The following is a 14,015-nucleotide window of genomic DNA, read 5'->3' on the forward strand; positions in this document are numbered from 1 at the left end:
AAGTTTGGACAGACCCTTCCTTAGAAGACAGTCAGAAACGGAAAATGGAAGATGTGTTCTCCTCCGGAGAAAGAAACCACCACATCTCCAACACTGCTTATCCGATCGCTCACGACAAAACCTGGGGGAAATACAGAGTTCCCGTATCAAACCATCTTAAGTCCGTTGAACAATCTTTTTCCGATCTCAAAGATATCTCCCTGTATTCCCATATCCCGTTTTGCGAAACCAGATGTTATTTCTGCGAATACACCGTGGTAGGAAAATCGGAGTTGGATCGGACGAAAGAGTATATGTCTGCTCTTTCCTCGGAACTGAAGTTATATCGAAATTTACTGGGGAACAAAACTCTGCACGGTTTGGACATAGGAGGAGGAACTCCTTCTTTTGTGGAAGGGGAACTCATCGCGGAACATGTTCAGGAAATTAAAAATTCCTTCGACCTAGCTCCCGATTTCGAAATCAGCATAGAAACCACTCCCAAAATTGCGGCACAAGACCCGAATAAATCGAAGATCTATCGAGATGCAGGAATCGAAAGAATCAGTATGGGACTTCAAGTCACCCAGCCGGATCTTTTGAAGCTGTTGGGAAGGGAAGAGAATGGAGTAGAACATCATTTCCAAGCGGTCGATCATATAAGAAAGGCCGGGTTTAAAAAATTTAACATCGATTTGATGTATGGTTTTGCAGATCAAAGTTTGGCTTCTTGGGAAGCCACTTTACTCCATTGCATCTCTCTTTCTCCCGAATACGTAACTCTCTATCGAATGCGCTACAAACTGACAAGGATCTCCCACCAAGCTTCTTCCGTAGAAATGGATTCGGTTCGTGCACAAAGCAAAATGGCAAAAGAAATACTCAAAGCTCACGGATATTTCGCAAACCCGGGAAAAAATACTTTCAGCAAGGTTCCGAAAGATACGGGAACAAGCGCCTACTTGACCAGAAGAGTGATCCAAGGAATGCCTTACCTGGGAATCGGACTGGGAGCGCAGACCTATACGGACAACACAATCTCATATAACTCCGGTTCTGTTGGAAAAAATTTATCTCCTTATTTCAGAGCCTTGGAAGAGAACAAACTTCCCATCCAAGACTTATATCATCTTCCTGCGGCCCATATCATGGCCAAGATGATCGCAGTCAGTTTTTATTTCGGAGAAATCAATCTTACCGCTTTTTATGAAAAATTCGGAATTTCTTTGGAGGAGGCCTATCCGGAAGCGGTCTCTTTCGTTTTACAAAAGGGTCTAATGGAATACCACACCTCTTCCAACGGAGAGGAATTGTTTTTGAAAAACGGAGCGCCCTATCCCAAGGAATCTTTATCCCTTACGGAGGAAGGAGCCAAATATTTCAACGGAACAATCGCCTTGTTCTTTGCTCCGTCTGTCCAAGGTTATTTGATCGATAGAAACCCGGAAACAGCGGAAGACATGCACAAAAACAGAAAACTGGCAGAAACGGTTGCAAATCGTTAAAAGAAAAGTTAGAATCTTGGATTATGGCTAAGAACTACATTCGGTTTTCTAAATCAAAATCAGTCGATTGGGGAGAAATCAAAGAAGGAAATGTTTTTCCTTTGGGGCTAGGCGATCTCAGCACGAAAGATTTTTTAGCATCCTTGCAACGAGCCAGAAGACCGAAACCATCCAAGTCAGTTCCCTTGGACAAACTGAACGTATTATCCCCCATCACTGCTCCTTGCCAAATCATCTGCCAAGGAGCCAACTACAAACAGCATTTAATCGAATCGGGACTGGATCCGAACTCAAAATCATTCAATTTATTTTTTACCAAATCGGATGCATCCCTTACTTCCGCCTTCGGAGAAATCATCCGCCCGAAACATGTGAAGTTTCTAGATTATGAAATCGAATTGGGACTTGTGTTCGGAAAAGAAATAAATGCACAAACGGAGATCACTTCTCATAATGTTTCCGAATATGTAGCCGCCTTCTTTATGGCAAACGATGTTTCGGCAAGAGACGTCCAACTGCCTCAGTTGCAATGGTACAAAGGAAAATCGTACAAAAGTTTTTTACCTGCCGGCCCTCATCTATGCGTATTGGATGCAAACGAACTTGAGTTATTCGACTCTCTGGAATTGACCTTGAAGGTCAACGGAGAAAAAAGACAACATGACTTTGCGGAAAACTTGGTCTATCAACCGTTGGAAACCCTCCAAGAACTTTCCGGCTTTTGCAATTTATTTCCTGGAGATGTTCTTCTTACGGGAACTCCTTCCGGTTGTGCTCTGCGGGCACCTAGCCCCTGGATGCAAAAGTTAGGATCTCTTCTTCCCGAAAAAAAGAAATGGGAATTATTTTTCAAAAATCAAAGCAAACGAAAGGAATACCTTCAGCCGGGAGATAGAGTCACATCTTCCATAAGAAGCAGTGACGGCAAAATCGATTTAGGGGAACAAATCCTAACAGTGGTGCAAGGAAGATAATAAAATCGAAATTTGTTTTCGTAAATAAATTACTTTACATATTTTTACAAAACATATATATAGTATTCTTGTGGCAACAGGAATCATTCCCTTACGAGAAGAAGAAATGGATTCCCCCATTGTCAAATGGGAAAGACAGGGCATTGCCATGTTGGGGGGAAGAAGGAGCGAAGGTATCTACAAACTCGCACTTCATTGGGAGTATGTATTCGCCGTCTCCGGCTTTTCCGTTTTCAATTTGGACTGTGCGATTTGTTTCAATCCGTTTGTCATCACTGCAGAAACGAGAAAACGTTCCCTTCCACCGGAACCCATCTTGGAAAAAATACTCGTCCAAAGGGCATTCACTCCCTACCAAATCCTGGATGCTCTTCACTCAATCACCAAACAAAAATCAGACGATACAATCTATTTCCTTTTGGCTCCCTGCAAACAGTTCTTCGATCCGGATGTGGCCGACGAAGAAGGGTTGTTTCTATTGGAAAAAATGGTTCTTTGTCTGGAGAAAATCCGTTCTTTAAAGATCCCCACTCTTATTGTAGAATCCCTAAAATACGATCATAAAAACTTCCAAAAGATCCTTCCCAAACTCATAGATCTCTCCGGCGACTTTTGGGAATTACAAATCGAAGAGAGACTCTCCCGCATCAAAATCAGAAAAGAAAATCTATTGGAGTAATGTATGGGCAGAACGGTCACTCCCTATTCCAGGCAAATCCAACAAGTAGAAAGCAATCTTTTGGAATTCAGAAGGGGTCTACGAAAACAAGACCAGGAAGTCTTCGATGAATTGATCCGAAATTCCAAACTGCAAGTGCAGGCGGGAGTTATGGGATCGTCCCCCTACCCCATCGATTCGATGCTTCTTTCCATGACCATCCAATTGAAAAAGGAAGTGATGGAACTGCAAAAAGAAATTCGAAACCTAAAAGGCCAACCTAGCGCTTAACCTTTATCATCATGGAACCAACCCCAGTTTCGGAAGCCAGAGGTTATTTGTTCGATGTATATCATACGGAGGACAGAATCTATCTTTGGACCAAAGATAAACATGGAAACCATACCCTCTTTTATGATTTTTACCAGCCGATCATTTATGCGAATGGTCCTCCTGAAATCTTAAAAAAATTGGTCCACCGTTTGTACGAGTTAGATGCTCTTGCGGACAAACCCTGCTTCGAAGAAAAAACCCTCTTTTACGAAAATAAAAAAACAAACGTATTGAAGCTGGTTCTTTCCAGACCTTCCCTTTTGCCGAGAATCACTAGAAAACTATATGCTCTTTACGGGAAATTCGATATATTCCACTCCGATATCGACCTTCCTGTCAGTTATATGGTGGATCGAAACATATACCCTCTCTGCAAGCTGGTGATCGAATACAAAGAAACAATCTTCGGAAAACAAATCGTATCGATCCGTTCCCTCACTCGTCCGACAGACAGAGAATATACGGTCCCTCCTTTCAAAATCGTTTCCCTTTCTCTCTTAAAAAGCCATAGATTCGACATGTCACTGAATTCTCTGCGCGTAGGTGTGGGAGAAAAATTTCATATCATTCCGGCGGATAAACCAATGCATTTATTGAAAGAATTGGATGAAATTCTGGTTCAGGAAGATCCTGACATCCTTCTTTCAGCTTACGGAGATCAGGTGATATTCCCTTATCTTTTCTCAAAAGCGCAAAACTCAAATTTTATGCCTTCTTTCGACAGGGATAAAACGGCTCCCATCCGCAGAAAGATCCAAACCCAAGGAACCAGCTTCAGCACCTACGGAACCATCGTCTATAGAGCCCCTTCTTATCCCTTATTCGGAAGATGGCATATCGATTCTAAAAATAGTTTTTTATACAAACATTCCCAGCTGTATGGAATTTACGAATTGGCCAGAATGTCCAGACTCCCCGTGCAAAAAATGGCACGGTCTTCCACGGGAAAAGCACTCACCTACATAGAAATAGATGTGGCTCTTCGTATGGGTTATTTGGTTCCTTGGCAAAAAAGTGCGGTGGAATCCCCGAAAACCGCATTACAATTATTAAATGCAGACAGAGGGGGACTTGTATTTCAACCTGATATCTACAAAGGATACGCCTGGGAAAACGTAGCTCAACTTGATTTCGCACAGATGTATCCCAGCATCATGGTGATCCACAACATCTCTCCCGAATGCGTTAATTGTGTCTGCTGCGAGAACGATCCGGATGTGCCTCAAGTCCCCCAACTGGGTTATAAAATTTGTAACAAAAGAAAGGGAGTCGTTTCGGAAGCGTTAGAACATGTTTTGTTCCGAAGATCCTACTATAAAAAAAGAAAACAACAAACCCATGGAGAGGCAGCGGAGATTTACGAAGAAAAACAAGCCAGCTTAAAATGGATGTTAGTTACCTCTTTCGGTTATCTGGGATACAGAAATGCGAAATTCGGAAGATTGGAAAGCCACGAAAGCGTAAATGCGTTCGGAAGAGAAAAACTTCTGACTGCCAAAGAAGTCGCAGAAGAAAGGGGATGCGCTTTAGTTCATGCCATCACGGACAGCATCTTCATTCAAAAAGAAGACAAATCTCCTTTCACAAAAGAAGAGTTAAACGACCTATGCGAGGAAATCAAATTCAAAACAGGAATCAAAATGATCGTGGACGGAGTGTACACCTGGCTTCTATTTCCCCCTTCCAGCCAAGATTCCAAAATGCCCGTCGCCAATCGTTATATGGGAAGATTCGAATCTGGAATTCTGAAATCAAGAGGAATCGATTCCAGAAGAAAAGACCTTCCCCTTTTCATCCGAGATGCTCAAAAAAAAATGGTGGATTGGATGAATTCCAAGAAGAACATCCCCGAATTAAAAAATTCGGAAAAAGAAATTTTATCCATCTATCGGTCGTATGACGACATACTGAAATCGGGATCCGTTTCTTGGAGAGATTTACTCATTCGAAGATCGACTTCGAATTCCATGGAAGACTACGAAGTGCAAGGTCCCAGTTTTTTGGCTTTGACTCAATTGGATGAACTGGGAATGAAAGTGCAGGCGGGAGAAAAAATCAAATACCTGGTTCTCAAAAGCAAATCGAAAACGGGAGGCTTACGTTATGCGGTGGAAGAGGTTCTGGAATTGAAACCGCCCGATGAGAAAATCCTTTGGGACAAAGAATACTATCGCAAACTTCTCACTTCAACTTTCCAGGAAGTATGGGCGCCTTTCGCATCCTTCTCCGATTTCGACTCTCTTAGATCCGATCAATTTTTACTTCCTTTTTCTTAGATTGATTTCCGAAAGAAATTTCTGGGCGCTCCCTCCGGGCCGCGCTCTTCGCTGCAATCAAATGAAAACCACTTCCCGCTCTTGGTCGCATGACTTCCTGTCATGACTCCCAAGCTTCGGCATCCCTGCCTTCGCCACCGCTGGAACTGATTTTCATTATTTAAGAAAGGGTTATTCGGTTTGATTTCCGCTGCGATCGCTAGCGCGTCGAATCGCTGAAGACCAAAAAATTAGTTTAACATCAAATTATTTTTTGACATCCCTATTCGGATCTACGTCTATACAATAAATATGACCAGAGCCTCCGGTAACAAAAACAAGAATGAATCCTTTCTATCCCCAATCTGGGATCGAAAACTCTCCAGAAAACAATGGCTCTGGGGAGCCTTATCCGCATTCGGTGTTTTGGGAATCGGAACCTATGCCATATCCAAACAAAAGGAGAAATCTTCCGTGTCTAAATCTCTCATCTTACAATCCGTTCCTTTGCATTTTCAATGGCCCACTTCGGATCCTTTCCTATTCTGCGTTCATCACGAAGATCATTATCCTCAAGGAAACGGGAAATTCGGACCCAAGGCCTCTCTTTCCGGAAGAGACATCGGACAAGATTTTGAAGGAAAAGACGGATGGAGGATGTACCACGGAGAGACGATTCCCGGTTTTCCCGGCCACCCCCATAGAGGCTTCGAAACGGTAACGGTGGTTCAAAAAGGACTAGTGGATCATGCGGACTCGTTAGGTGCCGCAGGAAGATACGGAGACGGAGATGTTCAGTGGATGACCGCAGGAGGAGGAGTGCAACATTCCGAAATGTTTCCCTTGCTGCATGAAGACAAAGAGAATCCTTTGGAACTTTTTCAAATTTGGCTGAACTTACCAGGAAAAAATAAATTTGTGCCTCCTCATTTCACAATGCTTTGGAACGAATCCATTCCTGTGAGGGAAACAAAAGACAATTCAGGTAAAAAACTAAAAGTAAAAACAGTCGCAGGATCATTATTTGGCGATAAACCGTTAGCCCCTCCTCCCAATTCTTGGGCAGCAGATTCCGGGAACGAGGTAGGAATCTATGTATTGGAGTTTGAAGAGAATGCAAAGTTCAACATTCCAGCCGCTTCCCAAGGTCTCAATCGAAGCCTCTATTATTTCAGGGGAGAAGGTCTTTCTTTAAACGGAGAATCCTTAGCAGGTTCTACTATGTATCGAGTTCCTTCCGAAGCAGAATTGGAGATTCAAAACGGAGATACGGCAGGTAAAATTTTAATTTTGGAAGGAAAACCCATCGGAGAACCTGTAGTAAAATACGGTCCTTTCGTAATGAACAGTCCCGAAGAAATACAACAAGCGTTTAACGATTATCGCCGCACTGAATTCGGAGGTTGGCCTTGGCCCAGCTCCTATCCTGTTCATAAAGGCGCCGGTCGGTTTGCCAAACATGCGGATGGAAGGGAAGAAACGCCGACTTAGTTCGGCAGAAAATATCTTTACACAATCAAAAACGGTGTTCAGGGTTGGATTATGCCCATCCAAAAAACAGTCCGGTTGAGGACTCATACGTTCGATCTGGACTGGAACCGTCATGTCACCAGCCGTACTTACGAAAAGTTCGGATACGACGCTAGGTTTTCCGTTCTGGAAGACCTAGGTTATTCCGTTTCACATTGTCTGGAAAATGAAATCCACTATGTTTCTCATTCCACATTCGTCCGCTTTTTGGGACAACAATTTGCAAACTCGGATATAGACGTCATCACGGAACTGTCCCAGGATGAAAAAGGGCTTCTTTATTGGAAACAAAACCTAATCGATGCAAACGGCAAACCGGCCTGCGAACTTCTGACTACCTCCTATCTGGAAGATAAGAATAAAAACAAACTAAAGTTAGATGCTCCAGGACTCAAGGAAGAATGGAAAGAATCGAAAATCCATGACCGAAACAAAGATCAATTCACTCTGCAGCATTCATTAAACATTCCTTTCAGCGATATGAATTGTTTTTGGAATCTTCCTTCCGATTCCATCTGGAAAATTTTCGAAGAAGGCAGATTTCTATTTTTCAAAGAAATCGTAGACCTCTCTTTGATTCGGGAAACAGACACGACTACCTTTTTTATGGGAGGAGAAATCCAAATAAAGGAACTACCCGCTCCCGGTTCACAAATCATTTTACACAGTTGGATTGAGAGTTTCGAAAAAATCCGTTTCTACTTTAGGCAAGATATTACTGACAAAGAAGGAAATGTTTTGGTGAGCATGAGAGATGAACAATTATTCGTAGCGCTTTCCGCTTCTAGACCCAAAAAAGCTCCTCCCGAATTCATCACAAAAGTGGAAAAATTTATAGAAAAGCCATAAGAAATGAGTATAAAAACTAATTTCCTGTACTGTTTTTAAGCATAGAAGAAACGTTTTTAAGATTAATCAGAAATATTGACCCATTGGTCACTATTTCGTTTGCCCGCAACTGCCAGTGATAAATTTTAGTATATAGAATCGGAGAATTTCATGAGTTTTGCAGAACTTTCGATCAAACGTCCTATTTTCATCACCTGTACGATCATTTTGATTTTAGTCACAGGTTACATCTCCTTGAACAAACTGGGAGTCGATCTCTTCCCTAACGTAACCATCCCGGTAGTAACGGTAACTGTTCCTTATCCTGGCGCTGCACCGAACGAAATTGAAACTCTAATCGCCAAACCGGTTGAAGACGAATTGTCCACAATCTCCGGTGTCAAAAGAATCAAAGCGATTTGTAACGAAGGTCAGGGAACCGTTGTGGTAGAATTCACAATGGAAACCGACGTGAAGTATGCGGAACAACAAGTAAGAGATAAAGTTTCTTCCGTAAAACCCAAGTTACCTGACGATGCAAAAGAGCCAGTGATCCGCAGAATCGATCCGGCGGATCAGCCGATCCTTATCCTTGCCTTGAAAGCGAATCTTCCCGATGCAACTCTCTACGATATTGCCAACGAAGAAATCAAACAAACCATGCTAACTGCGCAAGATGTGGGAAACATTCAGATCTACGGTGGACGTAAAAGAGAAATCCATGTGGTTCTCGACCGAGATAAACTTAGATCCCACATGATCTCCGCTTCCATGGTATCCAATCGTCTTGCTTCCGGGGGAACCAACATCCCTGCCGGAAAAGTAGCACGATCCGATAAAGAACTTGTTTACAGAACCATCAACGAATTCAGATCTCCCGAAGAAATCAGAGACACTCCCCTTTCCCTATTCGGAAACGAAGTTCCCATCAAAATAGGTCAGTTAGGTGAAGTAAAAGACACGATGGAAGATGAAACTTCCAGAGCTTACTTCAACGGAGAAAAAGCGATCTTCCTACTTATCTACAAACAATCCGGCGCCAATACGGTAGCGGTTGCCAAAGAAGTAAAAAAAAGAGTCGTAGAGATCAACAAAGAACTCTCCAGAAGAGAGGGCGGGCTCAGCCTTGCGATCGCAAACGACAACTCAACTGCGATCGAAGATAATATCTACGACGTAAACGAAACCATCATCATCGGAATCGTGCTTACGATCATCGTCGTTTTACTATTTTTGGGCTCCGTTCGTTCCACACTCATCACAGGGCTTGCCCTTCCTAACTCTCTTCTAGGTGCATTCATCCTGATGGCGGTGGCCGGTTTTACCGTAAACGTAATGACTCTTTTGGCATTAAGTTTGGCGGTAGGATTACTGATCGACGATGCGATCGTGGTTCGGGAAAACATCTTCCGTCATAGGGAGATGGGAAAAACGGCAAGACAAGCCTCCATCGACGGAACCAAAGAAGTGACTCTTGCTGTCATCGCAACCACGATGGCAGTCATTGCGGTATTTATGCCGATCGCTTTCATCAGCGGTGTCGTAGGACAGTTCTTAAGAGAATTCGGACTCACAATTTGTTTTGCACTTTTGATTTCCCTTTACGACGCCTTGACCATTGCACCGATGTTATCCGCCTATTTCGGAGGAGCAATCGGATCACATGGAGCAGGACACGGAGAAGCAAAAATCGAAATCTCCCCGAACGAACCTAAAAAAGGAATCGCACTGATTTTCTTCTGGCTGTTTTTGCCTTTCCGAATCGTGATCGGAATCTTCAATTTCGTATTGGATAAGATCCTAGTAGTATTCAATAAATTTCAAACCTGGTTGGAACATGTTTATGCAGGCATTTTGAGATTCACTTTGAACTTTCCGATCTTGATCATCATGCTCGCCTTGTTCTTGTTCGTATTTAGTATCTTCCTGACCAAATACATCCCTAAGACCTTCTTGCCTGCTCAGGACCAAGGTAAATTCCAAGTCACTTTGGATATGCCTCCTGGAACTTCGGTGGAAAAAATGGCATCTGTCGCCAAAGAAGTTTATGAAAAGATTATGGCGCACAAAGAGATCAAACAAGTCGCTCTCTTTAACACAAATAGAACCGCTTCCATGTTCATCCAGATGGTTCCTTCCCATGAAAGAACGGTAAACACGAGCCAATTTAAAGACATTTTAAGAAAGGATTTGGCGACAACACATCAATACGCCACTCCGATCGTAAAAGATATCGATATGGTCGGCGGAGGACAAAGACCTTTCACTTTGGTGGTGAGCGGACAGAATGGAGACGAAGTACAAGACTACGGTTTGAAGTTATTCGAAAGACTTAAAAAATCGACTGCCCTTCTTGATGTGGATACAAGTTACAGAGCAGGTGCTCCTGAATTCAGAGTGGTGCCGGATCGTTCCAAAGAAGTATTGTTAGGGATTCCCGGTTCCGCAATCGGTATGGAACTTAGAACTCTCATCGAAGGAACCACTCCTGCCGTTTATAGAGAAAACGGAGTAGAATACGACATTCGCGTTCGTCTCCAAGAAAGACAAAGAGATCTGAAAGAAAACTTTTATCTTTCTTATGTTCCTAACTTCAATAATATGATGATCCCTATCCGCAACGTAGCCAAAGCGGAAGAGACTACCGGTCTTGCAACGATCAACCGTTTGAACAGAAACCAATCTCTGGAAATTTATGCGGACATGAAACCAGACGGACCTGGTATGGGAGGAGCTATGGAAGAAATTTCCAAAATCACCCAAACGGAACTTCCTCTTCCCGGCACGGTTCGTATCAATTACTTAGGCCAGGCGGAAAACTTCAAAGAGATGGGAACTTCCATGGCGATCGCGATGGGATTGGGAATTCTATTCATCTATATGGTGTTAGCTTCCCTTTACGAAAGTTTCATCACTCCGATTGCGATCATGCTCGTTCTTCCTCTGGCGCTTTGCGGTGCCTTCTTTGCATTGTTCCTTGCGAACGAATCGATGAACCTGTTCTCCATGATCGGTTTGATCATGCTCATCGGTGTGGCTACGAAAAACTCCATCCTACTTGTGGACTTTACGAACCAATTGCTTCAACAAGGAAAAGAAATGAAAGAAGCGATCATTGAAGCGGGAAGAGAAAGACTTCGTCCGATCCTAATGACTTCTTTCGCTCTTGTGGCAGGATTTCTTCCTATTGCGATCGGTTTGAACGAAGCATCCAAACAAAGAACCAGTATGGGATGGGCGCTGATCGGAGGGATCATCTCCTCTACACTACTGACATTGGTTGTGGTGCCGGCTGCGTTCTCTTATATTGAAAGAGTAAACAATCTCATCAGAAGACACTCCCCCAATCCGGACGCAAAATAAATACAAACGAAAAGGCAACGGTTTACCAAAGTCGTTGTCCTATTCCTAAAACATCTAAAGCCGGGAAAAACTTCCCGGTTTTTTATTTTCATCTTAATCTTTCAGTTTAGAAATTTCCTCATCAGTCAATTCTCTATATTTTCCGATTCCCAAGTTCGGGTCTAAAGACACAGTTCCCATCTTTTCTCTTTTGAGATATAAAACCTCTTTTCCCAACATAACAAACATTCTACGTATTTGTCTGTATTTTCCTTCTTTGATCAGAACTTTCGCTTTGGAAATTTCACCAGATTCCAAAAGGATGAGTTTTGCCGGTAAAGATTGATATCCGTCTTCCAAAACGATTCCTTTTTCGAATGCAGCCATATCGTTTTCATCCAAATGCCCTTTTACTTCTGCAAAATATTCCTTCTCCACATGATGTTTAGGAGAAGTGTAATGGTGAGCGAAAGCTCCGTCCGTTGTAAAAATAAGTAATCCTTCCGTTTCCTTATCCAAACGACCTACGGGAAAAAGATTCATGTTTCTATGTCTTTCCGATAAATATGCCATCACTGTTTTTTCTCTAGGATCTTCCGTGGCAGTAATGCAATCAGGAGCCTTATTCATCATAAAATAATAATGTTCTTTGCGGATCAGTATCTCTTCTTCCCAACGAATCTCATCCGATAAAGAAACCTTCATAGAAGGGTCTTTCGCCAAAACACCGTTGACCCAGATTTTTTTTCCGGAGATCAAACGTTTTACATCCGTTCTTGATCCGATTCCCAAATTGGAGAGAGCTTTGTCCAAACGTTCCGAAGCCATAGTTTAAGATGATAGCCGAAAAGGGTTCTTATCTGTAAAGCGACTCTCCCAAGGAATTCAACCCAAGGAGGAGGAAACGGCAGGATAAAAAACTCTTCCCTCTGAATTTCCGCTTTTATTTGATTGGCGCGATCCGGTCTTTCAAAATTAACATCAAACTTAAGACTTCTATGGACATTCAAGACTGCATTCGATTTTTGGAAGAGCTGGCAGACGATCCTTCCCGATTGACCAATCTACCGGAAAAGGAAAGGCTCGCTCTGATGATCGCTGCAGGGAAAGTTTCTCGCCCGGATCGCAACGAAATCAGAAGAAGAAACAAAACGATCAAAAAAGATCGCAAATTAGCAGTCGTTACGGAAGAAAAAAAAGCAAGAGCCTTAACAGGGATCAGAACCGCAAGAACGGAAACGGTATTCAAAGCACCTCTACAAATAACCGATCAATCTCAAGGCTGGAGCTGGGAAAAAGCTTCCAAGCTAAGCTCACCTCGCAACTGTTATATATGTAAAAAAGAATTCATTAAACTGCATTTTTTCTATGATGCAATGTGTCCGGAATGTGCCGACCTGAACTATTCAAAACGATTTCAATCCGCTCCTTTGGACGGCCAAGTGGCGGTCATCACAGGAGCTCGTCTGAAGATCGGATACCAAGCGACACTTATGCTTTTGCGTTCCGGGGCACAAGTCATTGCAACGACACGATTTCCCGTCGATGCGGCGATTCGTTTTTCCAAGGAAGAGGATTATCGGAAATGGAAAAATCGACTTCAAATCTTCGGTTTGGATTTGAGGCACACTCCCAGCGTGGAAATTTTTTCCAGTTATCTGGAGCATACTCTCACTCGATTGGATATATTAATCAATAACGCAGCGCAGACGGTAAGGCGCCCCCCCGGTTTTTATTCCCATCTGATGACAACGGAAAACAAACCGGTTTCCGAACTGACAGAAGAAGCGAAACACCTGCTTTTGTTTCACGAAGAATGCAAAAAACAACTCACTACTTCCTCTCTTTCCTCCCTGCAAACGGAAGACCTAGCGGAAGAAAAAGCTCTTCCGGTAAGTTGGACGGGAAAACTTCCGGGTATAGGAATTCGATCCTCGGCAGCACTGTCACAAATTCCTTATTCTCATGACCATTCCCACGAATTGGAATCTGTTTTTCCGGAAGGAGAAGTGGATGCAGATCTACAGCAAGTCGATCTTCGCAAAACAAATAGTTGGCGATTAAAACTGGGAGAAATCAATACTTCCGAAATGCTGGAAGTGCAATTGGTCAATGCGGTGGCACCGTTTGTATTATGCAACAGACTTGTTTCCATTATGAGAAGGGACAATACAGGTAAAAAACATATCGTCAACGTTTCCGCTATGGAAGGAAAGTTCCACAGATTCAAAAAAGAAGACCGCCATCCTCATACGAACATGGCAAAGGCCGCTTTGAATATGTTGACTCACACTTCCGCAAGCGATTTTGCAAAAGACGGAATTTATATGAATGCAGTGGATACCGGCTGGGTGACAGATGAAGATCCGGCAGAACTCTCTAAACTCAAACAAGACTTACACGACTTCCAGCCACCGTTGGATATTGTAGATGGCGCCGCAAGAGTCATGGATCCTGTCTTTGACGGAATCAACACCGGCAAACACTGGTGCGGAAAATTTCTAAAAGACTATTTCCCTATTGATTGGTAAGGGAGCTCTTATCACCTTCCCCCCTCGCTCCAAAAATCAATTTCTGCAAACCTTCTGCATAGCGAACATTACCTAGAAAA

Annotated in this window: 10 protein-coding genes; 9 read left to right on the forward strand and 1 reads right to left on the reverse strand. The window is 43.0% G+C overall.

Annotated elements, in window-relative coordinates:
• Positions 1-44: 44 nt before the first annotated feature.
• The 8 genes from EHS15_RS05785 (at position 45) to EHS15_RS05820 (ending at position 11,425) form a co-directional block, all read left to right on the forward strand.
• Entirely contained in the window at positions 45-1,484 is a 1,440-nt protein-coding gene (locus EHS15_RS05785; protein WP_135759596.1) for a coproporphyrinogen-III oxidase family protein, read from the forward strand.
• 23 nt (positions 1,485-1,507) lie between these two features.
• Positions 1,508-2,458: a fumarylacetoacetate hydrolase family protein gene (locus tag EHS15_RS05790; protein WP_135759597.1), complete on the forward strand. Its 951-nt coding sequence runs from the start codon at positions 1,508-1,510 to the stop codon at positions 2,456-2,458.
• 106 nt (positions 2,459-2,564) lie between these two features.
• A complete protein-coding gene (locus tag EHS15_RS05795) occupies positions 2,565-3,137 on the forward strand; it encodes a hypothetical protein (protein WP_135759598.1) in 573 nt (190 codons plus the stop codon).
• 3 nt (positions 3,138-3,140) lie between these two features.
• Positions 3,141-3,407: a DUF8156 family protein gene (locus EHS15_RS05800; RefSeq protein ID WP_135759599.1), complete on the forward strand. Its 267-nt coding sequence runs from the start codon at positions 3,141-3,143 to the stop codon at positions 3,405-3,407.
• Between the two features lie 11 nt (positions 3,408-3,418).
• Entirely contained in the window at positions 3,419-5,725 is a 2,307-nt protein-coding gene (locus EHS15_RS05805; RefSeq protein WP_135759600.1) for a DNA polymerase domain-containing protein, read from the forward strand.
• A gap of 453 nt (positions 5,726-6,178) precedes the next feature.
• Positions 6,179-7,195, forward strand: a complete 1,017-nt coding sequence (locus EHS15_RS05810; protein WP_425460627.1) for a pirin family protein — start codon at positions 6,179-6,181, stop codon at positions 7,193-7,195.
• Between the two features lie 51 nt (positions 7,196-7,246).
• On the forward strand, positions 7,247-8,083 hold the full coding sequence (locus EHS15_RS05815; RefSeq protein WP_135759602.1) for an acyl-[acyl-carrier-protein] thioesterase: 837 nt from the start codon (positions 7,247-7,249) through the stop codon (positions 8,081-8,083).
• Between the two features lie 150 nt (positions 8,084-8,233).
• A complete protein-coding gene (locus tag EHS15_RS05820; RefSeq protein ID WP_135759603.1) occupies positions 8,234-11,425 on the forward strand; it encodes an efflux RND transporter permease subunit in 3,192 nt (1,063 codons plus the stop codon).
• 93 nt (positions 11,426-11,518) lie between these two features.
• On the opposite strand, the gene EHS15_RS05825 is transcribed toward EHS15_RS05820, so the two are convergent.
• Entirely contained in the window at positions 11,519-12,232 is a 714-nt protein-coding gene (locus EHS15_RS05825) for a pseudouridine synthase (RefSeq protein ID WP_135759604.1), read from the reverse strand.
• 170 nt (positions 12,233-12,402) lie between these two features.
• Here EHS15_RS05825 and EHS15_RS05830 point away from each other — a divergent pair, with 170 nt between their 5' ends.
• Entirely contained in the window at positions 12,403-13,935 is a 1,533-nt protein-coding gene (locus EHS15_RS05830; protein WP_135759605.1) for an SDR family oxidoreductase, read from the forward strand.
• Positions 13,936-14,015 lie beyond the last annotated feature (80 nt).

Origin of the sequence: Leptospira idonii (assembly GCF_004770995.1) — a bacterium.
In the GTDB taxonomy this organism is placed as follows: domain Bacteria; phylum Spirochaetota; class Leptospiria; order Leptospirales; family Leptospiraceae; genus Leptospira_A; species Leptospira_A idonii.

What these genes read in the sequence shown, in the direction of transcription:
- EHS15_RS05785 (WP_135759596.1), top strand. Translation starts at nt 45, where the DNA reads ATGGAAGATGTGTTCTCCTCCGGAGAAAGAAACCACCACATCTCCAAC.
- EHS15_RS05790 (WP_135759597.1), top strand. Translation starts at nt 1,508, where the DNA reads ATGGCTAAGAACTACATTCGGTTTTCTAAATCAAAATCAGTCGATTGG.
- EHS15_RS05795 (WP_135759598.1), top strand. Translation starts at nt 2,565, where the DNA reads ATGGATTCCCCCATTGTCAAATGGGAAAGACAGGGCATTGCCATGTTG.
- EHS15_RS05800 (WP_135759599.1), top strand. Translation starts at nt 3,141, where the DNA reads ATGGGCAGAACGGTCACTCCCTATTCCAGGCAAATCCAACAAGTAGAA.
- EHS15_RS05805 (WP_135759600.1), top strand. Translation starts at nt 3,419, where the DNA reads ATGGAACCAACCCCAGTTTCGGAAGCCAGAGGTTATTTGTTCGATGTA.
- EHS15_RS05815 (WP_135759602.1), top strand. Translation starts at nt 7,247, where the DNA reads ATGCCCATCCAAAAAACAGTCCGGTTGAGGACTCATACGTTCGATCTG.
- EHS15_RS05820 (WP_135759603.1), top strand. Translation starts at nt 8,234, where the DNA reads ATGAGTTTTGCAGAACTTTCGATCAAACGTCCTATTTTCATCACCTGT.
- EHS15_RS05825 (WP_135759604.1), bottom strand. Translation starts at nt 12,232, where the DNA reads ATGGCTTCGGAACGTTTGGACAAAGCTCTCTCCAATTTGGGAATCGGA.
- EHS15_RS05830 (WP_135759605.1), top strand. Translation starts at nt 12,403, where the DNA reads ATGGACATTCAAGACTGCATTCGATTTTTGGAAGAGCTGGCAGACGAT.